Source organism: Arthrobacter sp. NPDC057009 (assembly GCF_042673905.1).
Lineage (GTDB): Bacteria > Actinomycetota > Actinomycetes > Actinomycetales > Micrococcaceae > Arthrobacter.
Genome location: NZ_JBHUSB010000002.1, coordinates 120,837 through 146,038, shown reverse-complemented (window position 1 = coordinate 146,038; position 25,202 = coordinate 120,837). Strand labels below are relative to the sequence as shown.

At 66.0% G+C, this 25,202-nt stretch carries 23 protein-coding genes; 17 read left to right on the top strand and 6 right to left on the bottom strand.

Annotated features, from left to right (window positions below; genetic code table 11):
- Window positions 1-37: 37 nt before the first annotated feature.
- Complete coding sequence (locus tag ACFTR6_RS03855; protein WP_087874625.1) at window positions 38-892, bottom strand: DUF3097 domain-containing protein; 855 nt, start codon at window positions 890-892, stop codon at window positions 38-40.
- Window positions 893-1,114: 222 nt separating this feature from the next.
- On the opposite strand from ACFTR6_RS03855, the gene hrcA reads away from it, so the two are divergent.
- The 3 genes from hrcA to ACFTR6_RS03840 are packed head-to-tail and all read left to right on the top strand — an operon-like array spanning window position 1,115 to window position 4,102.
- The gene (hrcA, locus tag ACFTR6_RS03850) at window positions 1,115-2,128 is read left to right on the top strand and encodes a heat-inducible transcriptional repressor HrcA (protein WP_087874624.1); all 1,014 of its coding nucleotides are present in this window, start codon (window positions 1,115-1,117) and stop codon (window positions 2,126-2,128) included.
- 58 nt (window positions 2,129-2,186) lie between these two features.
- Window positions 2,187-3,314, top strand: coding sequence for a molecular chaperone DnaJ (dnaJ, locus tag ACFTR6_RS03845; protein ID WP_076802821.1), 1,128 nt, complete (start codon window positions 2,187-2,189; stop codon window positions 3,312-3,314).
- Between the two features lie 2 nt (window positions 3,315-3,316).
- Window positions 3,317-4,102, top strand: coding sequence for a 16S rRNA (uracil(1498)-N(3))-methyltransferase (locus tag ACFTR6_RS03840; RefSeq protein ID WP_377956933.1), 786 nt, complete (start codon window positions 3,317-3,319; stop codon window positions 4,100-4,102).
- A gap of 58 nt (window positions 4,103-4,160) precedes the next feature.
- Here the strand turns inward: ACFTR6_RS03840 and ACFTR6_RS03835 are convergent, their stop codons facing one another.
- Together ACFTR6_RS03835 and ACFTR6_RS03830 are read right to left on the bottom strand one after the other, a co-directional pair.
- Window positions 4,161-4,319 (bottom strand): hypothetical protein, encoded by a 159-nt coding sequence (locus tag ACFTR6_RS03835; RefSeq protein WP_157365219.1) that lies wholly within the window; start codon window positions 4,317-4,319, stop codon window positions 4,161-4,163.
- A gap of 113 nt (window positions 4,320-4,432) precedes the next feature.
- A complete protein-coding gene (locus ACFTR6_RS03830; protein ID WP_076802832.1) occupies window positions 4,433-5,350 on the bottom strand; it encodes a GerMN domain-containing protein in 918 nt (305 codons plus the stop codon).
- Window positions 5,351-5,695: 345 nt separating this feature from the next.
- Between ACFTR6_RS03830 and ACFTR6_RS03825 the strand changes: the two genes are divergently transcribed.
- The 5 genes from ACFTR6_RS03825 (at window position 5,696) to ACFTR6_RS03805 (ending at window position 11,243) form a co-directional block, all read left to right on the top strand.
- Entirely contained in the window at window positions 5,696-6,796 is a 1,101-nt protein-coding gene (locus ACFTR6_RS03825) for a PhoH family protein (protein WP_076802834.1), read from the top strand.
- Window positions 6,780-7,253, top strand: a complete 474-nt coding sequence (gene ybeY / locus ACFTR6_RS03820; RefSeq protein WP_076802837.1) for an rRNA maturation RNase YbeY — start codon at window positions 6,780-6,782, stop codon at window positions 7,251-7,253. Before ACFTR6_RS03825 ends, ybeY begins: the two co-directional genes overlap by 17 nt.
- The gene (locus tag ACFTR6_RS03815; protein ID WP_087874621.1) at window positions 7,250-8,593 is read left to right on the top strand and encodes a hemolysin family protein; all 1,344 of its coding nucleotides are present in this window, start codon (window positions 7,250-7,252) and stop codon (window positions 8,591-8,593) included. Before ybeY ends, ACFTR6_RS03815 begins: the two co-directional genes overlap by 4 nt.
- Window positions 8,577-9,536: a GTPase Era gene (era, locus tag ACFTR6_RS03810; protein ID WP_076802841.1), complete on the top strand. Its 960-nt coding sequence runs from the start codon at window positions 8,577-8,579 to the stop codon at window positions 9,534-9,536. The genes ACFTR6_RS03815 and era overlap by 17 nt, the downstream gene beginning before the upstream one ends.
- 126 nt (window positions 9,537-9,662) lie before the next feature.
- Window positions 9,663-11,243 (top strand): LCP family protein, encoded by a 1,581-nt coding sequence (locus ACFTR6_RS03805; RefSeq protein ID WP_377956932.1) that lies wholly within the window; start codon window positions 9,663-9,665, stop codon window positions 11,241-11,243.
- A gap of 64 nt (window positions 11,244-11,307) precedes the next feature.
- Here ACFTR6_RS03805 and ACFTR6_RS03800 read toward each other — a convergent pair whose 3' ends face one another.
- Window positions 11,308-13,260: a M13 family metallopeptidase gene (locus tag ACFTR6_RS03800; protein WP_377956931.1), complete on the bottom strand. Its 1,953-nt coding sequence runs from the start codon at window positions 13,258-13,260 to the stop codon at window positions 11,308-11,310.
- A 251-nt stretch (window positions 13,261-13,511) separates the two neighbouring features.
- Here ACFTR6_RS03800 and leuA point away from each other — a divergent pair, with 251 nt between their 5' ends.
- The 3 genes from leuA (at window position 13,512) to ACFTR6_RS03785 (ending at window position 16,898) form a co-directional block, all read left to right on the top strand.
- Window positions 13,512-15,251 carry a 2-isopropylmalate synthase gene (leuA, locus tag ACFTR6_RS03795; protein WP_076802845.1) on the top strand — a complete coding sequence of 580 codons (1,740 nt, stop codon included), beginning with the start codon at window positions 13,512-13,514 and terminating at the stop codon, window positions 15,249-15,251.
- Window positions 15,252-15,324: 73 nt separating this feature from the next.
- Window positions 15,325-16,074 carry a DNA repair protein RecO gene (gene recO / locus ACFTR6_RS03790; RefSeq protein ID WP_377956930.1) on the top strand — a complete coding sequence of 250 codons (750 nt, stop codon included), beginning with the start codon at window positions 15,325-15,327 and terminating at the stop codon, window positions 16,072-16,074.
- A 2-nt stretch (window positions 16,075-16,076) separates the two neighbouring features.
- Complete coding sequence (locus tag ACFTR6_RS03785; protein WP_087874619.1) at window positions 16,077-16,898, top strand: isoprenyl transferase; 822 nt, start codon at window positions 16,077-16,079, stop codon at window positions 16,896-16,898.
- A gap of 3 nt (window positions 16,899-16,901) precedes the next feature.
- Here ACFTR6_RS03785 and ACFTR6_RS03780 read toward each other — a convergent pair whose 3' ends face one another.
- On the bottom strand, window positions 16,902-17,891 hold the full coding sequence (locus ACFTR6_RS03780) for an alpha/beta hydrolase (RefSeq protein WP_377957025.1): 990 nt from the start codon (window positions 17,889-17,891) through the stop codon (window positions 16,902-16,904).
- Window positions 17,892-17,980: 89 nt separating this feature from the next.
- Here ACFTR6_RS03780 and ACFTR6_RS03775 point away from each other — a divergent pair, with 89 nt between their 5' ends.
- Entirely contained in the window at window positions 17,981-19,057 is a 1,077-nt protein-coding gene (locus ACFTR6_RS03775) for a quinone-dependent dihydroorotate dehydrogenase (RefSeq protein ID WP_377956929.1), read from the top strand.
- A 116-nt stretch (window positions 19,058-19,173) separates the two neighbouring features.
- On the opposite strand, the gene ACFTR6_RS03770 is transcribed toward ACFTR6_RS03775, so the two are convergent.
- The gene (locus ACFTR6_RS03770) at window positions 19,174-19,764 is read right to left on the bottom strand and encodes a DUF3043 domain-containing protein (RefSeq protein ID WP_076803873.1); all 591 of its coding nucleotides are present in this window, start codon (window positions 19,762-19,764) and stop codon (window positions 19,174-19,176) included.
- A gap of 129 nt (window positions 19,765-19,893) precedes the next feature.
- Here ACFTR6_RS03770 and ACFTR6_RS03765 point away from each other — a divergent pair, with 129 nt between their 5' ends.
- The 5 genes from ACFTR6_RS03765 to ACFTR6_RS03745 all read left to right on the top strand — a co-directional run bounded on the left by ACFTR6_RS03765 (window position 19,894) and on the right by ACFTR6_RS03745 (window position 25,088).
- Window positions 19,894-21,357 carry a dipeptidase gene (locus ACFTR6_RS03765; RefSeq protein WP_083706383.1) on the top strand — a complete coding sequence of 488 codons (1,464 nt, stop codon included), beginning with the start codon at window positions 19,894-19,896 and terminating at the stop codon, window positions 21,355-21,357.
- A gap of 156 nt (window positions 21,358-21,513) precedes the next feature.
- On the top strand, window positions 21,514-21,903 hold the full coding sequence (locus ACFTR6_RS03760; protein ID WP_076802850.1) for an iron-sulfur cluster assembly accessory protein: 390 nt from the start codon (window positions 21,514-21,516) through the stop codon (window positions 21,901-21,903).
- 182 nt (window positions 21,904-22,085) lie between these two features.
- Complete coding sequence (coxB, locus tag ACFTR6_RS03755) at window positions 22,086-22,958, top strand: cytochrome c oxidase subunit II (protein WP_076802851.1); 873 nt, start codon at window positions 22,086-22,088, stop codon at window positions 22,956-22,958.
- Between the two features lie 10 nt (window positions 22,959-22,968).
- Window positions 22,969-24,690, top strand: a complete 1,722-nt coding sequence (ctaD, locus tag ACFTR6_RS03750; protein ID WP_076802852.1) for a cytochrome c oxidase subunit I — start codon at window positions 22,969-22,971, stop codon at window positions 24,688-24,690.
- Window positions 24,687-25,088 (top strand): cytochrome c oxidase subunit 4, encoded by a 402-nt coding sequence (locus ACFTR6_RS03745; protein ID WP_076802853.1) that lies wholly within the window; start codon window positions 24,687-24,689, stop codon window positions 25,086-25,088. Before ctaD ends, ACFTR6_RS03745 begins: the two co-directional genes overlap by 4 nt.
- Window positions 25,089-25,202: the final 114 nt, after the last annotated feature.

Below are 25,202 nucleotides of genomic sequence, written 5' to 3'. Positions count from 1 at the left end.
TGGGCCCAACGCTGAAACACGGGGAATGGCCGTGGAACTAGGGCACCGTCAGGAAGTCGATGACCTCTTCCACCCGGCCCAGCAGGGCGGGCTCGAGGTCAGCGTATGTCCGCACCGCGCCGAGGAGCTTCTGCCAGCCGAGGCCAATGTCCTCCTTGGTCTCGTGCGGCCAGCCGAAGGCGGTGAGGATCCCCGTTTTCCAGTCTGTGCCGCGGGGCACCACGGGCCACTGCGGAATTCCCAGCACCGACGGCCGGATCGCCTGCCACACGTCCACATACGGGTGGCCCACGATCAGCACGTTCCCGGCGGCGCCGGGGGACGCCATCACGGCGTCGGCAATTCGGGACTCCTTGGAGTCGGGGACCAGGTGGTCCACCAGAACCCCCAGCCGGCGGCCGGGACCGGGCCGGAAGTCGGCAACCGCTGCCGCCAGGTCATCGATGCCGTGCAGGGGCTCGACGACGATGCCCTCCACCCGGAGGTCGTCGCCCCACACTTTTTCCACGAGCTCGGCATCATGCTTGCCTTCAACCCAGATGCGGCTGGCCTTGGCCACCTGGGCGCGCTGCCCTTCCACGCGCACCGAGCCCGACGCCGTCCGTGTGGCCGTGGCGGACCCGGCGGCTTTTGCCTTGGGAGCCGGCGGCATCAGTCGGATCGGCTGTCCCTCGAGGAGGAATCCGAAGCCAAGCTTGAAGGACCGGGACTTGCCGCGGCGGTCTTCGAGCGCCACCACGTGCATGCCGCCGGACTTCTCCACCCGGGTCACGGCGCCCACCCAGCCGGACTGGGCGTCCTCGAGCACCATCCCGCGCTCCACCGGCACCTCGGGCAGGCTGTTCTTGGCGGGAGCTGCAATCTCCTGCGGGCCCCAGTTCTGGTACTGCATTCATTCACCGCTTTGCAATAGGAGTCTGCATGGAAAAGAGCCGCTCCGGCAGCGTGCATGCCGCCGGGGGCAGGCGCCCGGATTTTCGCCCGGAGCGGTACCAATGCTAACAACGGGGCGAGTCATATTAGACTTGTTAGCACTTAGGCATGTCGAGTGCTAACCATGGCGTTTACGGGCGGGATCAGGCCCGGCGCGGATAAGGCCAAAAGGAGGTGGACTGTGAGCGAACCACGGAAGCTTGAGGTGCTGCGCGCCATCGTGGAGGACTATGTCCATTCCCGCGAACCCGTCGGCTCCAAGGCGCTGGTGGAACGGCATCATCTGGGCGTTTCCAGCGCCACCATCCGCAATGACATGGCGGCACTGGAGGACGAGGGCCTCATCACGGCCCCGCACACCAGCGCAGGCAGGATTCCCACGGACAAGGGTTACCGCCTGTTCGTGGACCAGATCTCGGCGGTCAAACCTCTCTCTCCGGCGGAGAAGCGAGCCATCCAGACGCTGCTCGAGGGATCCGAGGACCTCGACGACGTCCTGGACCGGACGGCGAGGCTTCTGTCCCAGCTGACCAACCAGGTCGCCGTCGTGCAGTACCCGCACCTCAGCCGCGCCGTGGTCCGGCACATTGAATTCGTGCTCCTGGCGCCGCGCAAGGTGCTGATCGTACTGATTGCCGACTCCGGCAAGGTGGACCAGCGCGTTGTCGACGCCGGGCAGGACCTGTCAGACGACACAATCGCCGCCCTCCGAACCCGCTTCCTGACTGGCGTGGCCGGAACACCGGTGGCCATCCTGCCCCAGCACCTGGCCGCCGTCGTGGCCGGCTGCGCGCCGGCGGAACGCCCCGCGGCCATGGCCCTCGCGAAGGGACTGGAAGGCCTCGCCCACAACAGCCGCGAAGACCGCATGGTCATGGCAGGGACCGCCAACCTCGCGCGGTCCAACGTGGATTTCCCGCTCAGCATCGGACCAGTCCTGGAGGCCCTCGAGGAGCAGGTGGTGATGCTACGGCTCCTGAGCGACATGGCGCAGGACCCGCGGGGAGTGGCCGTCAGCATCGGCCGCGAAAACCCCTACGACGGGCTGGCCGAGGCGTCGGTCGTGGCTACCGGCTACGGCCCTGACGCTTCCGCCAAGGTGGGCATCCTCGGCCCCACCCGGATGGACTATCCCACCACCATGGCCGCCGTGCGCGCGGTGGCCCGCTACCTTTCGAGGATTCTGGGACCGTGACCGGACGCCCCGGACATCCTCTGACCACAGGCAGTACAACCAGGAAGAGATACGAACTTTGAGCAGCCACTACGACGTTCTTGGAGTCTCCCCGGAAGCCACCGGCGAAGAGATCAAAAAGGCCTACCGCAAGCTGGCCCGCTCCCTTCACCCGGACGTCAACCCGGGCGAAGAGGCCGCGGAACGGTTCAAGGCCGTAACCCACGCCTATGAGGTGCTGTCCGATCCGCAGAAGCGCAGGGTCTACGACACCACCGGCAACGAGAATGGCACCGACAACGGCTTCGGCGGCGGCGGCTACGCCGGGCAGGGCTTCGCGTTCCAGGACATCTTCGACACCTTCTTCGGCGCCGGCGGCACTACCGGACCTGCGTCCCGCGTCCGCCGCGGCCAGGACGCGCTCATCAGTGTCCGGATCGAGCTGCGCGACGCCGTCTTTGGCGTCAACAAGAAGCTGGAAGTGGACACGGCCGTCACCTGCCCCACGTGTGAAGGGTCCTGCTGCCAGCCGGGCACGCATCCGGAACGCTGCGACATCTGCGGCGGCAGCGGCCAGGTCCAGCGGGCAGTCCGCTCCATCCTGGGCCAGGTCATGACCGCCGCGCCCTGCGGTTCCTGCGAGGGCTTCGGCACAGTCATCAAGGACCCCTGCAACGAGTGCAGCGGCCAGGGCCGCATCCGCAGCCGCCGCTCCCTGACCATCAAGGTCCCCGCCGGCGTGGCCACCGGAACACGGATCCAGCTCTCGGGACAGGGCGAGGCCGGCCCCGCGGGCGGACCGTCCGGTGACCTCTACGTGGAAATCCGCGTCAACAATGACTCCACCTACGTCCGCGAGGGCGACGACCTGCACGCAACCCTGAACATCCCCATGACTGCTGCCGCCCTCGGCACGGAACTGAGCTTGGAGACCTTCGACGGGAAGCAGGAGATCGATGTCAAGGCGGGCACCCAGTCCGGCGAGATCATCACGCTCCGAGGCCTTGGCGTCACCCACCTGCGCGGCTACGGCCGCGGCGACCTCAAGGTCCACCTGCAGGTGGAAACGCCATCCAAGCTCGACCCCGCGCAGGAAGACCTGCTCCGGCAGCTGGCCAAGCTCCGCGGTGAACAGTTCTCCGAGGGCAAGCTCGCGGCGAGCGGCGGCGTCTTCGCCAAGCTGCGGGACCGCCTCGGTAACCTGTAGCGGTGAGCAACCCCGTATTCTTCACCCCGGCCGGCACGCTGGACAGCACCGCTCCCGGTTCCCTGTTCATCCTCGACGGCGCCGAGGCCCGGCACGCCGTTACGGTCAAACGGCTGGCGGTGGGGGAGCAGGTGGACATTGCCGACGGTGCCGGCAGGCGCATCACCGGGACGGTCACCGAAGCCGCCCCCGCCGAACTGACTGTCGAATGCACGTCCGTCAGCATGGAGCAGCGGCCGGACGTCCGGCTGGTCCTCGTGCAGGCACTCGCCAAGGGCGACCGCGATGAGTTGGCGATCGAAACCGCCACCGAACTCGGCATCGACGCGGTGATCCCCTGGCAGTCGGAACGCTCCATCGTCAGGTGGAAGGGTGACCGGGCAGCTAAGGCCCATGGCAAATGGCAGTCCGCCGTAACGGCCGCCGCCAAGCAGGCGCGCCGCGCCTGGATCCCCGAGGTGCGTCCCGCCGTCGACACCCAGGCCCTGGCCAAAGAGGTGGCAGGCGCGGGTCTTGCCGTCATTCTGCACGAGGACGCGGTCACGCCGCTGCGGCAGGTCCTCGCGAATTGGTACGGCAAGTGGTCGGAGGAACACCAGGGGGCGGGAGCGGACGCCACCGAGATCCTCCTCGTCGTCGGCCCCGAAGGGGGCATCGGCCCCCGCGAGGTCACCCGGCTGTGCAGCGCGGGTGCGGTCACGGCGCTGCTGGGACCGCATGTGCTGCGGTCATCGACCGCCGGACCGGCCGGCGTCGTGGTTGCCAGCGACGTCCTCGGACGCTGGTAGCCCGCAGCTCCACCTGCGCCCTGGGGCAGCCGAGGCGGTGTCAGGTGAAGAGGCGCCCTCAGATGAAGGGGTAGACCGGGAACACGTCCCGTTCACCTGTCCCTGCAGTCGCAGGAACCTTCGGCTGCCCGGTCGCCGGATGGCCGCTGTCAAGATCGGGCAGGTCGAAGCCGGGAAGCGGTGCCTGCCTGTCGTCCACGAGTTTGATGTTCGTCACTGCGCCTTGCACCTCCTGTAGGTTTTCGCCCATTCTCACCGCGGCCGATCAAGGACAGATCGGGCTTGCCGCAAGGTTGGATCAAAAAATCACACGGGACAGGCGGAGAGCTGCTAGCGTACAGTAAACCCGCGGGAGTCCACGTTCGGTTCATCCTCGGCCCGGCCGGGGTTGATCTGGGAGACGCGCACCTCGTAATTGCCGGGCGCGAGGTTAACCGTGATGCCGAAGACTCCGGCAGCGGCCGGATCGGCTGCCGCCGAGACTTCGCCGGTGAGGTAGTTTTCCTTGTCGCCGTTGTCCTGGACCTTCAGGATGCGCCAGTGCAGTTTGCCGTTGGGCACGGTGCTTCGCCCGGAGATCTTGACGCGCCCGTCGCCGACCCCGGTGCCCTCTTGCGGATCAATGATCCACACCGGCGCCACCATTCCGGCGCTGCGGGGTGTGGGCGCACCGAGCTTGACGTGTTTGAAGGCCAGGTAATCGGTGTGCCCGTCCACCAGGATCACCACTTCGATCTGCTGGCCGGCGTCGATCAGCCCCGAACTGGCGCCGGCGGCCGTGGCCGTGTAGACGAGTTGCTGGATGGCCCGCTGGGCCATGTCCGCGTCAAGGTTGCTGTTGAAGGCGTCCGCGGAAACGTCCACGGTAATGACGTTGGTGCCCGAGATCGATGTGGCGAGGTTCTTGGGGTTCTGCCATGGCGTGAAGAAGTCCGGATCCAGCGGCGTCTCCGACATCATGGCGCGAAGGGCCCGCGTGATGGGGTTTTCATCGTCCGGCACGTCGCGGAACTCGCGGTACAGGAACACGTTGCTGTTGCTCCGCCCGATCCAATAGACGGGCGCCTTATTGGACGACTGCGTTGTTTCCAGCGGCGCGCTGGTGGTGGGAACGCCGTCGGTGCCGGCGGCCCGCCGGGACGAGGACGTCGGAGAATTTGCGGCGGTCCCCGCGGGACCGGGGTCGGCGATGCACCCGGACAGCAGCAGGGCAGCAGGAAGCACGGCGGACAGCATGACGGAGCGCATCCGCGTTACTTTCCGGGCCGGAGTTCCTGGCTGACTGATGCTGGCGATCCCTTCGAAACAGCAGTTGCTTGCGGGCACGCCGGACCGTTCCCGGCGGGCTCCTTGTCCAGCATTACACGAGAGTCTGGAGCAGAGTGCGCCTTTCGCGGCAGGCGGCGGAACTGCAACGGGAACGATATGAGGCCGATACAAAGTTGATATCTAATCGCGGGAACGCGTTACGGAATTGCGGTCCGCCGTGACCTTCCGGGGCAGCAGGCCAGGGGCGTCCGCTGGCGTAAGATGTAAGGACGCAAACGAGTTATATTCCGAACTGGAGGAACCGAAGGCCCGAGGGCCGTCACCATGACTGAATCAGCAAACGGAAAGCGCCGCCTCAACACGGGGGACCGCACCACGGGTGAATTTCCCCATACTCTCCCCGGTGTCCGGACGGAGGTGGTCATCTTCGATAACTCTGATCAGATGGTGCAGTCGCTGGGTAGCCACGACGAAGCCCTCCGCTTTATCGAGGACCAGTTCCCGGCCGTCAGTTTCCACGTCCGCGGCAACGAACTCTCCATCAACGGACCCGCGGCCGACGTTCCGCGGATCATGCGGCTGCTCAACGAGGTCCGGGGACTCGTGGCCCGCGGGACCGTGATCACGCCTGCAGTCCTCCAGCAGCTGGTTTCGATGCTCCGGAGCCAGTCGCTGCAGAATCCGGTGGAGGTGCTGACCCACGACATCCTGTCCAGCCGCGGCAAAACCATCCGGCCCAAGACCCTGAACCAGAAGAACTATGTGGATGCGATCGACTCCAACACAGTGATCTTCGGGATCGGCCCCGCAGGCACCGGCAAGACCTACCTCGCGGTGGCCAAGGCGGTGCAGGCGCTGCAGCAAAAGGAAGTCAGCCGGATCATCCTCACCCGCCCCGCCGTGGAAGCGGGCGAACGGCTCGGGTTCCTGCCCGGCACGCTCAGCGACAAGATCGATCCGTACCTGCGGCCGCTGTACGACGCGCTGCACGACATGATGGATCCGGAGTCGATTCCCCGGCTGATGGCGGCCGGGACCATCGAAGTCGCGCCGCTCGCCTACATGCGTGGCCGGACGCTGAACGACGCCTTCATCATCCTTGACGAGGCGCAGAACACCACGCCGGAACAGATGAAGATGTTCCTGACCCGCCTCGGCTTCGGCTCCAAGATGGTGGTCACCGGCGACGTCACGCAGGTGGACCTTCCGTTCGGGACCCGCTCCGGCCTGCGCATCGTCGAGGAGATACTGACCGGAATCGACGACGTCAGCTTTTCCGTTCTGGACGCCGCCGACGTCGTACGCCACCGCCTGGTGGGGGACATCGTCAACGCCTACAGCATCTGGGATGAAGCACAACGCAACCGGGTCAAGCATTCCGTGCCCCGGGAACGACGGGAGAGCACGCATGAGCATCGAAGTTAACAACGAATCCGGCGTCCAGGTGGACGAGGCCCGGCTGGTGGCGTTGGCACGGTTCATCTTCGAGCAGCTGTATATCCATCCGCAGGCGGAACTGTCCATCCTGCTGGTGGACGAGCCTGCGATGGAAAAGCTGCACATTGAGCTCATGGATGAGCCCGGAGCCACCGATGTGCTCTCCGTGCCCATGGACGAGCTGACCCCGGGAACCCCGGACAAGCCCACCCCGCAGGGCATGCTCGGCGACATCGCGATCTGTCCCCAGGTGGCCGAGGTCCAGGCGCGCAACGCCGGCCACTCCACCCAGGACGAGATGCTGCTGCTCACCACGCACGGAATCCTCCACCTGCTCGGCTATGACCACGCCGAACCCGAGGAGAAGGCAGAAATGTTCGGCCTGCAGCGCGAACTGCTGACGGCATTCACCGGCAAAGAAGCACCGGCCGAGACCACCCAGTGACCTCACTGCTCCTTGTCTGCATGGCGCTGGCCTTTCTCGGTGCCGCAGCGCTGCTGACTGCTGCCGAGGCTGCCTTCAGCTTTCTGCCGCGCCACGACGCCGAGCAGGCGGTCCAGGGTAGCCAGGGCCCGGCGCTGCGGAGGATCCTCGAACAGCCAATGACGCACATGCGGGCCCTTCGCTTCTGGCGGATCTGGTTCGAGACGGCCTCCGCCGTGGCTGTTGCCGTGCTGCTCTACAGCCTGCTGGACAACGTCTGGCTGGCCGGCCTGGCAGCCACCGGCATCATGGCGGTCCTCGGCTTCGTGCTGGTGGGTGTTTCCCCGCGCCAGCTGGGCCGCTCGCATCCGGCCGCCGTGGCCCAGTACTCAGCGTCCCTGGTCCGATTCCTCGCCTGGGTCCTCGGGCCGATCCCCGCGTGGCTGGTCCGGCTGGGCAGCGCCGCGGCCCCGGGTTCGCCCAACGGGGACGACTCCTACTTCAGCGAGGAGGAGTTCCGCGAGCTGGTTGACCGGGCCACGGAGTCGGACATGATCGAGGACAACGAGGCCGAACTCATCCAGTCTGTCTTCGAATTCGGTGACACCCTCGTCCGCGCCGTCATGGTGCCGCGCACGGACATCCTGACCATCGACGCCGGCTCGAGCCTGCACAGCGCCATGTCACTGTTCCTGCGGTCGGGCTATTCCAGGATCCCGGTCATCGGCGAGAACACCGACCAGATCCTGGGCATCATCTACCTCAAGGACGTGGCCGCCGCGATTCACGGCCTGGACCCTGAAGCCGAACCTCCGGTCGTGGACGCGCTGGCCCGCGAGGTCCGCTACGTCCCCGATTCGAAGCCGGTCAGCGACCTCCTACGGGAACTGCAGAAGGAATCCACCCACGTGGCCATCGTCATCGACGAATACGGCGGAACGGCCGGGCTGGTGACGCTGGAGGACCTGATCGAGGAGCTCGTGGGGGAGATCGTGGATGAATACGACTCCGAGAGCGCCGCCGTCGTCGATCTGGGCGACGGCACGTACCGCGTGAGCGCCCGGATGGGCATCGACGACCTCGGCGAGCTGTTCGGCATCGAACTGGACGACGACGAGGTGGACACCGTGGGCGGGCTGCTGGCCAAGGCCCTGGGGAGGGTCCCGATCGTGGGCAGCGCGGTGGACCTCGACGGCGTTTCGCTGCGCGCGGAGCGGCTGGAGGGCCGCCGGAACCGCGTCAGCCACATCATCGCGGCCGCTGCCCCCAAAGACGCCGTTCCAAACAACACTGACCTTGAAGAACTTCTCGACGAGGCCGAACCAATGCAACAGGGAGTTCCACGTGAGCAAGCAGAATAAGGCCGACGGCGGCGAACCGTTCGGCGGGTACCATGCCGGATTCTCGGTGCTGGTGGGCCGGCCCAACGCCGGCAAGTCCACCCTCACCAACGCGCTGGTGGGCAAGAAGGTGGCCATCACCTCCGCCAAGCCGCAGACCACGCGGCACACCATCCGCGGCATCGTCCACCGCGAGGACGCCCAGCTGATCCTCGTGGACACCCCCGGCCTGCACCGGCCACGCACGCTGCTAGGCAAGCGCCTGAACGAACTCGTCGCCGACACGCTGGCGGAAGTTGACGCGATCGGGTTCTGCATCCCCGCCAACGAGAAGATCGGCCCCGGCGACAAGTTCATCGCCGCCCAGCTCGCCGCCGTCGGCCGCAAACCGGTGATCGCCCTGGTCACCAAGGCCGACCTGGTGGACAAGCAGGCCCTGACGGAGCAGCTGCTGGCCGTCGCCGAGCTCGGCCGGGAAGTGCTGGGCGAGGACGGCTGGAAGGACATCGTTCCCGTCTCGGCCGCCGACGGGTTCCAGGTGGGAACCGTGGCGGACGTCCTGATCAGCCACATGCCGCCGTCGCCCCCGCTCTACCCGGACGGCGAGCTGACCGATGAGCCGGAGGCCGTCATGGTCGCCGAACTCATCCGGGAGGCGGCGCTGGAGGGCGTGCGCGACGAGCTCCCGCACTCACTGGCTGTGGTGGTCGAAGAGATCGTGCCGCGCGAGGGCCGGACGGAGGACAACCCGCTTCTCGATGTCCGCGTCAACCTCTACGTGGAGCGCCCCTCGCAGAAGGCCATCATCATCGGCAAGGGCGGAAGCCGCCTGCGGGAGGTCGGCACCAACGCGCGGAAGGGCATCGAGGCACTCCTGGGCACCCGGATCTACCTCGACCTCCACGTCAAGGTGGCCAAGGACTGGCAGCGCGATCCCAAGCAGCTGGTGAAGCTCGGGTTCTGACCCGCTCCGCCTGCCTTCCGGGGCATAGGCCTGCGCGCCGGGCCGGGAACGCCGGATTTCCGGCGTTTTCCCAGAAACGGCCACTAAAATGAGCCGGATCCCATTTTTTCGAGGAAGGTACACCCTGTGGTGCGACGCCGCGACAACCGCGCCCAAGGACCGGGCACACCCGCCCGTTCCGAGCCAGCTGCCCGGCATGCCGAGGACGCCCGCCTGGGCGCGGCCCGGCACCTGAATCTCCACCACAAGCCCACATGGCTCAAGGTGACCACCGCCGTCGTGGCCGTGGTCCTGGCCGGCGGCCTCGCCTTCGCGGGCTACTGGTACTTCAGGCTGCAGTCCAATATCTCCACGTCCGCACTCGGCGCCGGAAGCAGCCGCACCGACAGCACTGACGACGCCACCGGCAGGCTGCAGATCCTGATCCTGGGTTCGGACACCCGTGACGGCAAGAACTCGAATTACGGCAGCACCGAGGACTCCACCGGGTACGGCAACTCCGACGTCATGATGCTCATGGACATCTCAGAGGACAACAAGCGGGTCAACGTCATCAGCTTCCCCCGCGACCTGCTCGTGGACATTCCCAAGTGCACCGACCAGAAGACCGGGAAGCAGTACCCGGCCCGCAGCGGCATCATGATCAACGAGGCGATGAAAGAGGCCGGCATCGGCTGCGCCGTGGACACCGTCAACAAGCTGACCGGCATGGAGGTGGACCACTTCATGATGGCCGACTTCAACGCCGTCAAGGAGCTCTCGAACGCCGTGGGCGGCGTTGAGGTCTGCATCAGCGATGCCGTCTACGACCCCGACTCGCGGCTGCGGCTGCCGAAGGGCACCTCCCAGGTGCAGGGTGAACAGGCTCTTGCGTTCCTCCGCACGCGCCACGCGTTCGGCGACGGCGGCGACCTTGGCCGCATCAAGGCCCAGCAGGGATTCCTGTCCTCGCTGACCCGCAAAATCAAGGATGACGGCACCCTCAGCAACCCGGCGAAGCTGCTGAACATCGCCGACGTCATCACCAAGAACCTCACCGTCGATGACGGGCTCTCTTCGGTGCCGGCCATGATCACCATCGCCAACCGGCTCAAGACGATCGACGTCGGCAAGGTCGCCTTTGTTGCATTGCCTACCGTCCCTGCCACGAGCGACCCCAACCGGCTCCAGGCCGCACAGCCGGCCTCCTCGCAGCTGTTCGCTGCCCTGCGGAAGGACGTCGACCTGACGGACCCGGACGGGGAGGCATCCCCGTCACCGTCGGCGACACCCAAACCCTCGGCCACCTCCTCGCCCTCGGCCTCACCGAAACCGACCAAGCCCGCGGCCCCGTATGACAAGGCGCTGCAGCCGATCACGGTGGCAAACGGGACGGCAGACGCGGCCAGGATGCAGGAAATCGTCGAGGCCGTTGTTGCCGGCGGCTTCACCCAAGTGGGGCAGCTGGAGGCCGCCACCACCGAAAAGACCATGGTGTACTACGGGCCGGAGTTCGCGGACGTCGCCGCCGACATAGCAGCCCTGTTCGGTATCCCGGCCGCCCAGGTGGCGCCGTCTGCGGGCGTCTCGGGAGTGCAGCTGTACCTGGGGACCGACTTCGCGTCCGGAACCAAGTACGGCAAGACCACGGTGCCCAAGGACATCGTGAACCAGACCGCCAGCGACACCGTCTGCCAGCAGGCAAACCCCGAGCTGATTACCCAGTAAGCAGCAGTCCGGACACAAAAATGCCGGGCCGCCCCGAACGAGGGGCAGCCCGGCATTTTTGCGTTTACCAAATGCTGACGCGCTCCGCCGGTGGCATCCACATGCCGTCCTCCTCCGTCACACCGAACGCGGCGTGGAAGGAGTCAAGGTTCTTGGCGATGGCGTTGGTACGGAACTCGTTGGGCGAGTGCGGGTCCGTGGCCAACCGCCGGATCGCCTCCTCGTTGCGGATCACCTGGCGCCAGCCGGCCGCCCAGGAGGCGAAGAAACGCTGCTCGCCGGTCAGCCCGTCGATCACCGGCGGTTCCTGGCCGTCAAGGCTGAGGCGGTAGGCCTTGTGCGCAATGGTGAGGCCGCCCAGGTCGCCGATGTTTTCGCCGAGCGTGAGCCTGCCGTTGACGTTGTGGCCCGGCGCAGCGTAGGGGGAGAGCGCGTTGAACTGGTCCACGAGGCGGCTGGTCAGGGCCTCGAAGGCCTTCCGGTCGTCCTCTGTCCACCAGTTGCGCAGCTCGCCCTTGCCGTCGAACTGGGAGCCCTGGTCATCGAAGCCGTGACCGATTTCGTGCCCGATGACGGCCCCGATGCCGCCATAGTTCACGGCGTCATCGGCTTCGGCGGTGAAGAACGGCGGCTGGAGGATGGCCGCCGGAAACACGACCTCATTCAGCATCGGGTGGTAGTAGGCGTTGACGGTCTGCGGCGTCATGAGCCACTTGTTGTGGTCTACGGGCTTGCCCACCTCGTCCAGGTGCCGGTCGACGTCGGCGTTGTGGGCCCGTTCGACGTTCCCCAGGAGGTCGGCGGGGTCGATCACCACAGCCGAATAGTCGATCCATTCGTCCGGGAAACCGATCTTCGCGCGGAAGGCCCCCAGCTTGCGAAGGGCCTCAGCTTTGGTGTCCTCGCCCATCCATTCCAGGGCGCTGATGCTCTGCCGGTACGCCTCGATCAGGTTCCCCACGAGCGTCTGCATGCGGGCCTTGTGGCCCTCCGGAAAGTGCCGGGCGACGTAGATCTGGCCAACTGCCTCGCCCAGCGCGGCCTCGACGACGGCGACGCCCCGCTTCCAGCGGTCCTTGTTCCGCGGGGTGCCGCTGATGGTGGTGCCGTAGAAGGCGAAGTTCGTCTCGACGAAAGCGGACGAGAGGTAGGGGGCTGCCGAGTTGATGACCCGCAGGGCAAGCCATTCCTGCCACACGGGCAGCGACTCGGAGTCCAGCAGCGCGGCGGCACCGGAGAAGAAGTCAGGGGTGCTGACCACGATCTCCTGCCGCTTGTCTTGTGCGATGTCCGCGGCCTCAAACCAGGTGTCCAGCAGGGGGAACAGCTCCCGGGCCTCATCCGCCGACTTCAGGTTGTAGGTCTTCTGCGGGTTCCGCAGCGTGACGTTGTCCCAGTGGTGCGAAGCAAGGGCGGTTTCCAAAGCCACCACCCGGGCTGCGGCGGCTTCGGGATCGGCCACGCCGGCCAGGCCGAACATGGTGCCCACGTACTCCCGGTAGGACTGCACTACAGAGGCAAATTTCTCCTCGCGGTAGTAGGACTCGTCGGGCAGGCCCAGGCCGCCCTGGCCCGTGTACAGGAGAACCCGCTCGGGATTGCCGGCATCGGGTGCCGGGTAGATGTAGAAAAGTCCTGACACATCGGAGCGGAAGAGCCGGCCCGCCAGTGCCAGCAGTTCGGCAACACTGCTCGTGCCGAAGACCTCGGCCAGGCGTCCGCGGATGGGGTCCAGGCCCTTGGCCTCGACGGCTGCCTCATCCATGAAGCTGCTGTAGAGGTCGCCGATTTTCCGCTCAATGCCGCTGGCCTCGGAGCCCTTTGCCGCGGCCTCCTCGATGATCTCCCGGACTGCCAACTCGGAGCCGTCGCGCAGGGCGGTGAACGTCCCTTCCAGCGCACGGTCGTCAGGGATGGTGGTCTCCTTCAGCCAGGCGCCGTTCACGTGCTGGTAGAGGTCATCCTGTGGCCTCACGCTGCGGTCGATGTTTGACAGGGCGATCCCCGAAATTGGCACAGGAGCTCCTTCGATGACGGGCTGCTGCCGGCACTGTCACCGGCGCAGCGTCTGCATGGTGGACGTTGCTGGAGGTGTTGCCCCTTCATCTTACGCACGCGTGTTACTGTGAAATGGTGCGTGCAGAGCTCCTTCTTCTTAGCTGCCGCGGCGAGGCCTCAGACGCGATCTAGCGCAAGGCCCACCCTCGTCGCGGAGTTTGTGTTGCCCGGCCACCCTTTCACTCAGGAATCACAGAAAAGGCCAGATTAATGCGAAACGCACAGAAGCCCTCGGGCATGCCGATCCACCGCTACATCCCCTTCCAGGACCAGATCAAGGTTGATCTGCCGGACCGTACCTGGCCGGACAAAATCATCACCACCGCGCCGCGCTGGTGCGCCGTGGACCTGCGGGACGGCAACCAGGCACTGATCGACCCCATGAGCCCGGCCCGCAAGATGAAGATGTTCGATCTGCTGGTCCGGATGGGCTACAAGGAGATTGAGGTCGGCTTCCCGTCCGCGTCCCAGACCGACTTCGACTTCGTCCGCCAGCTGATCGAGGGCAACCACATCCCGGACGACGTCACCATTCAGGTCCTGACCCAGGCCCGCGAACACCTCATCGAGCGGACCTACGAGTCGCTGGTGGGCGCCAAGCAGGCCATCGTGCACCTGTACAACTCCACCTCCGTCCTGCAGCGCCGCGTGGTGTTCAACCAGGACGAGGACGGAATCCTCGACATCGCCCTGCAGGGTGCCCGCCTTTGCAAAAAGTACGAAGAGACGCTGGGCGACACCCACATCACCTACGAGTACTCTCCCGAATCCTTCACGGGCACGGAGCTGGAGTACGCGGTGCGGGTGTGCAACGCCGTCGCCGACGTCTTTGAGGCCTCCGCCGACCGCCAGGTGATCATCAACCTGCCGGCCACCGTGGAGATGGCCACCCCGAACGTCTACGCGGACTCCATTGAGTGGATGAGCCGCCACCTGCACCCGCGCGAAGGCATCATCCTCTCCCTGCACCCGCACAACGACCGCGGCACCGGGGTGGCCGCGGCCGAGCTGGGCTACCAGGCCGGCGCCGACCGCATTGAGGGCTGCCTGTTCGGCAACGGTGAGCGGACCGGCAACGTGGACCTGGTGACCCTGGGCCTGAACATGTTCGTGCAGGGCATCGACCCGATGATCGACTTCTCCGACATTGACGAGGTCCGGCGCACCGTGGAGTACTGCAACCAGCTGCCGGTGGCCGAGCGGGCACCCTACGGCGGCGACCTCGTCTTCACCGCGTTCTCCGGCTCCCACCAGGACGCCATCAAGAAGGGCCTCGAAGCCCTGGAGAAGGATGCGGCGGCTGCCGGCAAGGACGTCAGCGACTTCACCTGGCAGGTGCCGTACCTGCCAGTGGACCCCAAGGACCTCGGCCGCAGCTACGAAGCCGTGATCCGCGTCAATTCCCAGTCCGGCAAGGGCGGCGTGGCCTACCTGCTCAAGAGCGAGCACAGCCTGGACCTGCCGCGGCGTGCACAGATCGAGTTTTCCGGAGTCATCCAGCGCCGGACCGACACCGTGGGTGGCGAGGTCAGCGGTGCCCAGCTGTGGCAGCTGTTCCAGGACGAGTACCTGCCGTCCTCGCAGGCGGAAAGCCAGTGGGGACGGTACTCGCTCGGTTCTGTGAAGACCGAAACCGACGAGGACGGTTCCATGACCCTGCACGCCTCCCTGGGCGTGGACGGCACGCACGTCAGCCGCACCGGCACCGGCAACGGACCCATCGCCGCGCTGCTGGACATCCTCGGCCAGGACGGCGTGGACGTGCGTGTTCTGGACTACAGCGAGCACGCCCTGTCCGAAGGCGGCAGCGCCCTCGCCGCCGCCTACGTCGAATGTGCCGTTGGAGAGCGCGTCCTGTGGGGTGTCGGCATCGACTCGAACACCAGCACCTCGGCGCTGAAGGCAGTCATCTCCGCCGTGAACCGGGCCATCCGGGACGCCCAGGCCTGAGCTTCCTGACAGCTGCGCCGCCGGTCCGCACCGGCGGCGCAGCCGTTTTGATGAGTCAATGGGAAGATAAAGCGTGGTCCAATCTTTCGCAGCGCGCAGCTACCGCGACGACGCCGTGGTGTTGCGCACCCACAAGCTGGGCGAGGCGGACCGGATCATCACCCTGCTCACCAAGCACCACGGCCAGGTCAGGGCGGTGGCCAAGGGAGTCCGGCGGACCACCAGCCGCTTCGGTGCCCGCCTGGAGCCTTTCATGGTGGTAGACCTGCAGCTCGTGTCCGGCAAAACCCTCGACATCGTGACCCAGGCCGTCGCCAAGGGCGCCTACGGGGGCAACATCGCCGCCGACTACGCCCGCTATACAGTGGCTGCGGCCATGACCGAAACCGCCGAAAAGCTCACCGACGTCGACGGTGAAGCCGGGACCGCGCAGTACAACCTGCTGGTCGGCGCCCTGGCCTCGCTGAGCCGTGGGGACCACGCACCGGAGCTGATCCTGGATTCGTATCTGCTGCGGGCCCTGTCCACCGGCGGCTGGGCGCCCAGCTTCACCGACTGCGCGCGCTGCGGCGCGCGGGGGCCGCACACCGCCTTCTCCGCCCCGCTCGGCGGCATGGTCTGCGGCGGCTGCCGCCCGCCCGGGTCGCCGGCGCCGGCGCCGGAGACGGTCACCCTGCTGGGCGCGCTGCTCACCGGGGACTGGCCGACGGCGGACGCTTCCCTTCCGGTCCACCGCCGGGAATCCGCCGGCCTCGTGGCAAGCTATCTGCAGTGGCACCTGGAGCGTGTCCTGAAATCCCTCAAGCATGTGGAGCGTACCTAACAGTGTCCTTGGGAAAGAAGACGAGTCCTGCCCGGCGCCGTACCGCACCGGTGGTTGCCCCGTACCCGCATACCTCGGGGGCCGTTCCGCCGTCGATTCCGGCCGAATTCGTGCCCAGACACGTGGCGATCGTGATGGACGGCAACGGCAGGTGGGCCAACCAGCGCGGCCTGCCGCGCATCGAGGGCCACAAGGCGGGGGAGCCTGCACTGCTGGACGTCGTGGCCGGGGCCATTGAACTCGGCATCGAATACGTCACCGTGTACGCGTTCTCCACCGAGAACTGGCGCCGGTCACCTGAGGAGGTGCGCTTCCTGATGGGTTTCAACAAGGAGGTGCTGCGCCGCCAGCGGAACCAGCTTGATGAGTGGGGTGTGCGGATCCGCTGGTCCGGGCGGCGTCCCCGGCTCTGGGGTTCGGTCATCCGCGAGCTTGAGGAGGCGGAGGCATACACCGCCGGAAACAGCACCTGCACCCTGACCATGTGCGTGAACTACGGTGGCCGGGCGGAAATTGCGGACGCCGTGTCCGCCATTGCCCAGGATGTGGCTGACGGCAGGCTCAAGCCCGGCGCCATCACCGAGAAGACGATCCAGAAGTACCTCGACGAGCCGGACCTTCCCGACGTCGACCTCTTCCTCCGCAGCTCCGGCGAACAGCGCCTGTCCAACTTCATGCTGTGGCAGTCGGCCTACGCCGAGTTCGTCTTCCTGGACACCCTGTGGCCCGACGTCGACCGGCGCACCCTCTGGGATGCCGTGGAGATTTATGCCAAGCGGGACCGCCGGTACGGCGGCGCCGTGGACGCTGCCCAGGCACTTTAAGCTTCAGCCCGCCTGCCCCTTGAGCCACCGGGCCAGCCGCGCGTAGGCATCGGCGCGTACAGCGGCGCCGGAGAGGAACACATCGTGAAGGGCGCCGTCGATGCGCTCCACGGTAACGCTCCTGCCCAGCGACAAGGCACGGGCCGCAATGGTCTTGACGTCCAGCACAGCGTCAGTCCGGCGCATTTCCTCTTTCCACACCATGCCGTTCTCGCTGGCGGCCGACAACAGCACCAGAATGGGGACCTCGATGTCCAGGCCGCGCGCCACCTTGGCCTGCCCGGCCAGGATGGCGCTGAGCCAGGCGGCCCGCACGGGAAAGGCCAGGGGCGGACGGTAGGCATTGTCAAGGGTCCACTCGCCTCCAGCGGAACTGCTGATGCTCCGCCAATAGAAACCGCGCTCGGGCAATCTGAGCACAGCGTCCGGCCGAAGGCGGGCGATCGGCTCCACCATGGTCCACGCCGCACGCCGCAGCATTGCGCTGCGGTGCATTTCCAGCCATGGGCTGTTCAGCACGAGTTGGGTGACTGCGCCCTGATTGCGGCTGGCCCAAAGGGCTGCCACAAGGCCACCCGTGGAATGGCCCATGAGCGTGAGCTGCACGGGTGCTGCACCGCCGGACTCGCCGATCATGCCGACGGCGGTGCCGATCTCGGCGTCATAGTTTCCCAGATCGGCGACGTAGCCGCCGTGCGTGCCCGGCTGCAGGCTGCGGCCATGGTTGTGCATGTCCAGGGCAAAAAATTCGAATCCCTGCGCCTCCCAGAACTGCGCCAGCTCAATATTGAAGAAGTAATCGCTCCAGCCATGCAGGAAGAGGACCGCCCGGCGCGGGCCGGCAGGACTGACGTCCGGTGCTTTCAGGGTGTCCGTGGCGGCCGGTGAAGTGAACCTGACCAGTGTTGCCCGGCGCCGGACGCCGTCCCCGCCCACAGCGTCAAAAGGGCAGGACTCAAAGCCCGGCCCCAGAATGTCGCTCTGCCACTCCATGGCATCAGCGTAGGACTTTTCAGTCCCGGCCATGTGGTGTTGTGTCAGCCCGGTTTGGTCTGCACCGCCGGAGACGGAAAACTAGAGGCATGCGCGTATACCCCACTTTTTTCAGGCTGGCCTTTTCATGGATGGACGCCGAACGCGCCCACAAGATCGGTTTCAAGGGGATCCGGCTGGTCCATGCCGTGGGTGCGGGACGGGTGCTGGAACGGTTTACGGCACCGCCGGCGTCGCTGCAGACGAACGCGCTCGGCCTGGCCTTCCCGTCACCGTTCGGGCTGGCCGCCGGTTTCGACAAGGAGGGCCACGGCATCGAGGCCCTGACGGAGCTGGGATTCGGCCATATCGAAGTGGGCACCATCACCGGCCAGGCCCAGCCCGGCAACGAAAAGCCCCGGCTGTTCCGGCTTATTGAGGACCGGGCCGTCATCAACCGGATGGGGTTCAACAACGACGGCGCCGCCGCCGTGGCTCCGCGGCTCAAGTCCGCCCGGGCTGCGCTGCAGCGCCGGCACACCCGGGTGCGGCCCGTAATCGGTGTGAACATCGGCAAGACCAAGATCGTCGAGCTTGAGGACGCCGTCGAGGACTACCTCATCAGTGCCCGCAGCCTGGCCCCCGCGGCTGACTACCTCGTGGTCAACGTCAGCTCGCCGAACACACCCGGGCTCCGGCTCCTGCAGAACGTGGAGACGCTCCGGCCGTTGCTGAAGGCAGTGGGGGAGGAGGCGGACAAGTCCGCCGGCCGACACGTTCCGCTGCTGGTCAAGATTGCACCCGACCTCACCGACGAGGACATCGACGACGTCGCCCGGCTGGCTATGGACCTGGGGCTCGACGGCATCATCGCCACCAACACCACCATCGGCCGCGAAGGGCTCACCGCCGCAGCGGACAAGGTGGAGGGCTGCGGTGCCGGCGGCCTGTCGGGTGCCCCGCTGAAGAACCGCTCGCTGGAGGTGCTGCGGCGGCTGAAGGCGGTCACCCAGGACCGGCTGACACTGATTTCGGTGGGCGGCGTGGAAACGGCCGGCGACGTTCAGGATCGGCTGGACGCCGGCGCCACCCTGGTCCAGGGCTACACGGCCTTCCTGTACGAGGGGCCGTTCTGGGCCGCCCGGATCAACAGGGAACTCGCCAAGAGCCGCCGCGGGGCCCGCTAGCACAGGCGTCGAGCACGCGCGTTAAACACAACAGCCCGGCGGTTATACCGCCGGGCTGTTGTGTTAGGTCCGGGACCGTCCCCTGCCACACCGCGCGGCAGGAGGAAGTTGCGGAATCAGGACGGGTACTGCCCGCGGCGGACCTGGGGCTTGGGCAGGCGAAGCTTGCGGAACTGCAGTGAGCGCATGGAACCGTACCAGACGGTGCCGCGCTCAACTTCGCCGAACTTTGCGGCAAGGCGCTTGCGGAGCTTGCGGGACAGGATGAACACGTCGACGAAAACGGCCAGGAACATAACCCAGAAACCGCCCAGCACGTAAATCATCATGTCGCTGCTGGCTGGCACGACGAACGAGACGATGACGAACACCAAAGCGCCGAACATAAGGTACTCACCCAGGCTGAAGCGCGCATCCACGTAGTCCCGGGCAAACCGCTTCTGGGGGCCCTTGTCGCGGATCGGCAGGAAGCGTTCGTCACCGGTGTCCAGTGCCTGGCGCACTTTCACGCGCTGCTCCTGGGCGGCGGCACGCTCTGCTTCCTTGGAGGCCTTGCGGTCCACCGGCACGAGGGGGCGCTTGCGGGCCGCTTCCTGTGCTTTGCGCTTTGGTGTGGGTGCGCCTTTGCCCGCTAGTGCGGCTGCTTCGGCAGCCTGCTGGTCAACTACATCCTGCGCCGCTGGCGCTTCCTTTTTACGTCCGAACACCACAACAGAATACCTTGGCGGAGTGTGCCCCCGGTCATGCCCGGGCGCGCCCGGCCGGGCATGGCGGTGCCGCCCGGCGGCCGGGGCTGCGATATTTGTTGTGGCGTGTGACACAGGTAGTGTTTGGCCATGACTACATTCCCCGCGGCGACCCCGCAGCAGTACGGCGCCCAGCAATATGGAGGGACAGTGCAATATGACGGGACAGTGGCCGGCATCGACACAGAAGCCCTGCGCGCTGCCGTTGACGCGGATTTTGGCACCACAGTTGCGCACCTGAAGGACCTGGTGGCCATACCCGGCATTGCATGGCCCAGCTTTGACCCCGCCCCGCTGGCCGCCAGCGCTGAGGCGGTCGCCGGGTTGGTGCGCGCTGCCGGCATCGCCGACGTGCGGATCCTGCGGTGCGACAAGGAGGACGGCACCCCCGGCGGGCCCGCCGTCGTGGCCCGCCGGGAAGCTGCGCCCGGCAAGCCAACCATCCTTCTCTACGCCCACCACGACGTCCAGCCACCCGGCGATCCGGCGCTGTGGGAATCCGAGCCGTTCACCGCCGTCGAACGCAACGGGCGCCTCTACGGGCGCGGCGCCGCGGACGACAAGGCGGGGATCATGGCGCATGTGGCCGCCTACGGCGCCGTCACCCGCGTGCTCGGTGACGAATTCGGGCTTGGCGTCACCCTCTTTATCGAAGGTGAGGAAGAGGCAGGCTCGCCCACCTTCAGGACGTTCCTGGAAACGCACCGCGAACTGCTCCGGGCCGACGTCATTGTGGTGGCCGATTCCAGCAACTGGAAGGTGGGCGTGCCTGCCCTCACCACGAGCCTGCGAGGACTCGTTGACGGAACCTTCGAGGTGCAGGTCCTGGACCACGCCGTGCACTCGGGCATGTTCGGCGGGCCGGTGCTCGATGCCCCCACGCTGCTTTCCCGACTGATCGCCACACTCCACGACGACGACGGCAGCGTTGCAATCGCGGGTCTGGTGAGCCGGGATGAAACCGCCGTGGACCTGACGGAGGAGGAGTACCGGGCGGATTCGTCAGTACTCGACGGCGTGAGGCTGGCTGGCACGGGAAGCATCGCGTCCCGGCTGTGGACCAAGCCGGCCCTGTCGATCATCGGCTTCGATGCGCCGGCGGTCAATGTCGCCTCCAACACTCTGCTGCCCAGTGCCCGCGCCAAATTCAGCCTCCGGCTCGCCCCCGGCCAGGATCCGGCGGAGGCCATGGAGGCTGTGCGCCGGCATGTGGAAAGCCACGCGCCGTTCGGCGCCAAAGTCACGTTCACGCCGGGGGAGAGCGGCAACGCCTTCCAGACCGACACCGGGTCCGCAGCTGCCGGCTTCGCCATGTGGGCCCTCGGCGAGGCATGGGGAGTCCCGGCGGTGGAAATGGGGATCGGCGGTTCCATTCCGTTCATCAGCGACCTGACAGAGTTGTACCCCGGGGCCCAGATCCTGGTGACGGGCGTGGAGGACCCGGATTCCCGCGCCCACTCCGCCAACGAGTCCCTGCACCTGGCGGATTTCCGCAACGCTGTGGTGGCCGAGGCGCTGCTGCTGGCCCGGCTGAATATCGAAGGCCTGGGCTGACCGGCTGGCGGGAACAACGATGGCCGGCTGAGGGTTACGCCTAAGTTAGAGCTCCGCGCAGGATCGACGTAGCATTAGCTATAGCCCGTACCGTTTCCGTAAGGGCAAGCACCGTGCAAGCGGGGCAGCCACAACCGTCGTTAGTAAGGTAGGCCAATGAGCACTACGACCAATGAAAACAGCATCGAGCCCGCCGGCACGGCCAGTGAGGAACTGGCGAGCCACGAGGTTCAGCTGACGGACGTTGCCGCAGGCAAGGTCCGCAGCCTCCTGGAGCAGGAAGGCCGCACCGATCTTCGCCTCCGCGTGGCTGTGCAGCCGGGCGGCTGCTCCGGCCTCATTTACCAGCTGTACTTCGACGAGCGCCTCCTTGACGGTGACGCGGTACGCGACTTCGACGGTGTCGAGGTTGTCGTCGACAAGATGAGCGTGCCGTACCTCAGCGGTGCCAGCATCGACTTTGAAGACACCATCTCCAAGCAGGGCTTCACCATCGACAACCCGAATGCGGGCGGCTCGTGCGCCTGCGGTGACTCGTTCCACTAACGGGCCAAACAGCCCTCTCTGTACCTCTTGGCGGCGCCGGTGAAAAACGGCGCCGCCACACGGTGGGGACATGTGGGCGAAAACCTGCGGGGAGCGGTAAGCTCTACACCGAGTAGTAAAACTTTTAGTGTGCCCGGGAAGCTTTTTGCCCTGGCAACAGCAACAAGTAGGAAGGGCCGTCTGTGAGTTCGCAGAACCGAACCGGCAGCCGACGCAAAACGATCACGATGATCACTGGCTTGGCAACTGCCGGCGCGTTGGTTTTGACTGGATGTTCGCCAGAGGTAGAGAAGGGGTGGCTGCCCACCGAGCGTGGCACCACCAATCACACTGACCGCATCATGGACCTCTGGGTCAACTCATGGATTGCCGCCCTCGTGGTGGGCATCATCACTTGGGGCCTGATCGTCTGGTGCCTCGTTGCCTACCGCCGCCGCAAGGGCACCGTGGGCTTCCCGCGGCAGACCAGCTTCAACCTGCCCCTTGAGGTCTTCTACCTGACGATCCCGCTCTTCATGGTCCTGGTGTTCTTCTACTTCACCGACCGTGACCAGCAGGCGATCGATGACCGCTCGCAGCCGGCCGACGTCGTAGTGGACGTCCGCGGCAAGCAGTGGGCATGGGACTTCAACTACAAAAAGGGCGAGGTCATCACTGAGGACGTCTACGAAGCCGGCGTCCAGGCACACCTGACCGGCAAGGAAGTGGACAAGGAGAAGCTCCCCACCCTCTACCTGCCCGTCAACAAGTCGGTTGACCTGGAACTGAACGCGCGCGACGTCATCCACTCCTTCTGGGTTCCTGCATTCCTGCAGAAGAGGGACATGATCCCGGGCAAGACCAACTACATCCGGTTCACCCCCACCAAAGAGGGCACCTACGACGGCAAGTGCGCCGAGCTCTGCGGTGAGTACCACTCCGAAATGCTGTTCCGCGTCAAGGTTGTTTCCGAGTCCGAATTCCAGGCTCACATGAACGAGCTCCGCCAGGCCGGCAACACGGGCCTGCTCGGCGTTGAGTATGACCGCAACCCGAACCTGAACCCAACGAAGTAAGGGAAGCGAAGTGGCTACTTACACCCAGACCCCCGGGATCCTCGAGGCTCCCGTAGTCCCCAAATCCAAGGGACGCATCGTCGTCAACTGGATCACCTCCACCGACCACAAGACCATCGGGTACATGTACCTGATCGCGTCCTTTGTGTTCTTCTGCTTCGGCGGCGTGATGGCCCTGCTCATTCGTGCCGAACTCTTCGAGCCCGGTATGCAGATCCTGCAGACCAAGGAACAGTACAACCAGCTGTTCACCATGCACGGCACTGTCATGCTGCTCATGTTCGCCACCCCGCTCTTTGCCGGCTTCGCGAACGTGATCATGCCCCTGCAGATCGGCGCGCCCGACGTGGCGTTCCCCCGACTGAACGCGCTGGCCTTCTGGTTCTTCCTGTTTGGCTCCACCATCGCTGTATCCGGTTTCATCACCCCGCAGGGTGCTGCGTCGTTCGGCTGGTTCGCCTACGCACCGCTCTCCAACACCACCTTCAGCCCCGGCGTCGGCGGTGACCTCTGGGTCTTCGGCCTGGCACTGTCCGGCTTCGGCACCATCCTGGGCGCGGTCAACTTCATCACCACGATCATCTGCATGCGTGCCCCGGGCATGACCATGTGGCGCATGCCGATCTTCACCTGGAACACGCTTGTCACGGCCATCCTGGTCCTGATGGCGTTCCCGCCGCTGGCAGCAGCCCTCTTCGCCCTCGGCGCGGACCGCCGCTTCGGCGCCCACATCTTCGACCCGGAGAACGGCGGCGCCGTCCTGTGGCAGCACCTGTTCTGGTTCTTCGGCCACCCCGAGGTGTACATCATCGCGCTGCCGTTCTTCGGCATCGTGTCCGAGATCTTCCCTGTCTTCAGCCGGAAGCCGATCTTCGGCTACAAGGGCCTGGTCTACGCGACCATCGCGATTGCCGCACTGTCCGTGACCGTGTGGGCGCACCACATGTACGTCACCGGTTCCGTGCTGCTGCCGTTCTTCGCCTTCATGACCATGCTGATCGCTGTCCCGACGGGCGTGAAGTTCTTCAACTGGATCGGCACCATGTGGCGCGGTTCGCTGACGTTCGAAACCCCGATGCTGTGGAGCATCGGCTTCCTTATCACGTTCCTCTTCGGCGGCCTGACGGGCATCATCCTGGCCTCCCCGCCGCTGGACTTCCACGTCTCCGACTCCTACTTCGTGGTGGCCCACTTCCACTACGTGGTGTTCGGCACCGTGGTGTTCGCGATGTTCGCAGGCTTCTACTTCTGGTGGCCGAAGTGGACGGGCAAGATGCTCAACGAGCGCCTCGGCAAGATCCACTTCTGGCTCCTGTTCCTGGGCTTCCACGGCACCTTCCTGATCCAGCACTGGCTCGGCGTCGAGGGCATGCCCCGCCGCTACGCGGACTACCTGGTGGAGGACAACTTCACCTGGATGAACCAGTTCTCAACCGTCGCCTCGTTCGTCCTCGGCGCGTCCCTGATCCCGTTCTTCTGGAACGTCTACATCACGGCACGCAACGCGGAGAAGGTTCAGGTGGACGACCCCTGGGGCTTCGGCGCCTCCCTGGAGTGGGCCACGTCCTGCCCGCCGCCGCGGCACAACTTCACGTCCCTGCCGCGCATCCGCTCCGAGCGTCCGGCACTGGACCTGCACCACCCGGAGCTCTCCCAGTCACACACCGTTGAGTCGCCGGCACCTGCAGCAAGCGTGCTCGGCAACGCTGATCAGAAGGACACCGCGCAATGAGAATCGAGTCATGGATTTTTGGGGCAGGAGTTTTCTTCTTCGTTCCGGTTTCGATCATCTACGGCTTCCTCACCAACTGGTCTGAGTGGGTCGGCATCCTGGGCATCCTCCTTGTAGGCGGCCTGGCAGGCATGATCGGTGCCTACCTCGGGTTCACCGGCAAGCGAGTGGGCATGCGCCCCGAGGACCGTGCGGACGCTGAAATCCACGAAGGCGCCGGCGAGCAGGGCCACTTCAGCCCCTGGAGCTGGTGGCCGCTGGTTCTCGGCCTCGCCTGCGCGGCAGGATTCCTCGGCCTGGCCGTGGGCTTCTGGATCGTCTTCATCGCCGGCGGCATGGCGCTGGTGGCCCTCGTAGGCTGGGTCTACGAGTACAGCCGCGGAGACCACGCACACTAGTGGCCTAGTTCCACACAGCCTGGTTTAACAGAACGACGGCGGGGGCCCCCCAATAGGGGGGGGCCCCCCGGGGGTGTTTTTTTTTGGGGAATTTTAAATAAGGGGTAGCAATTG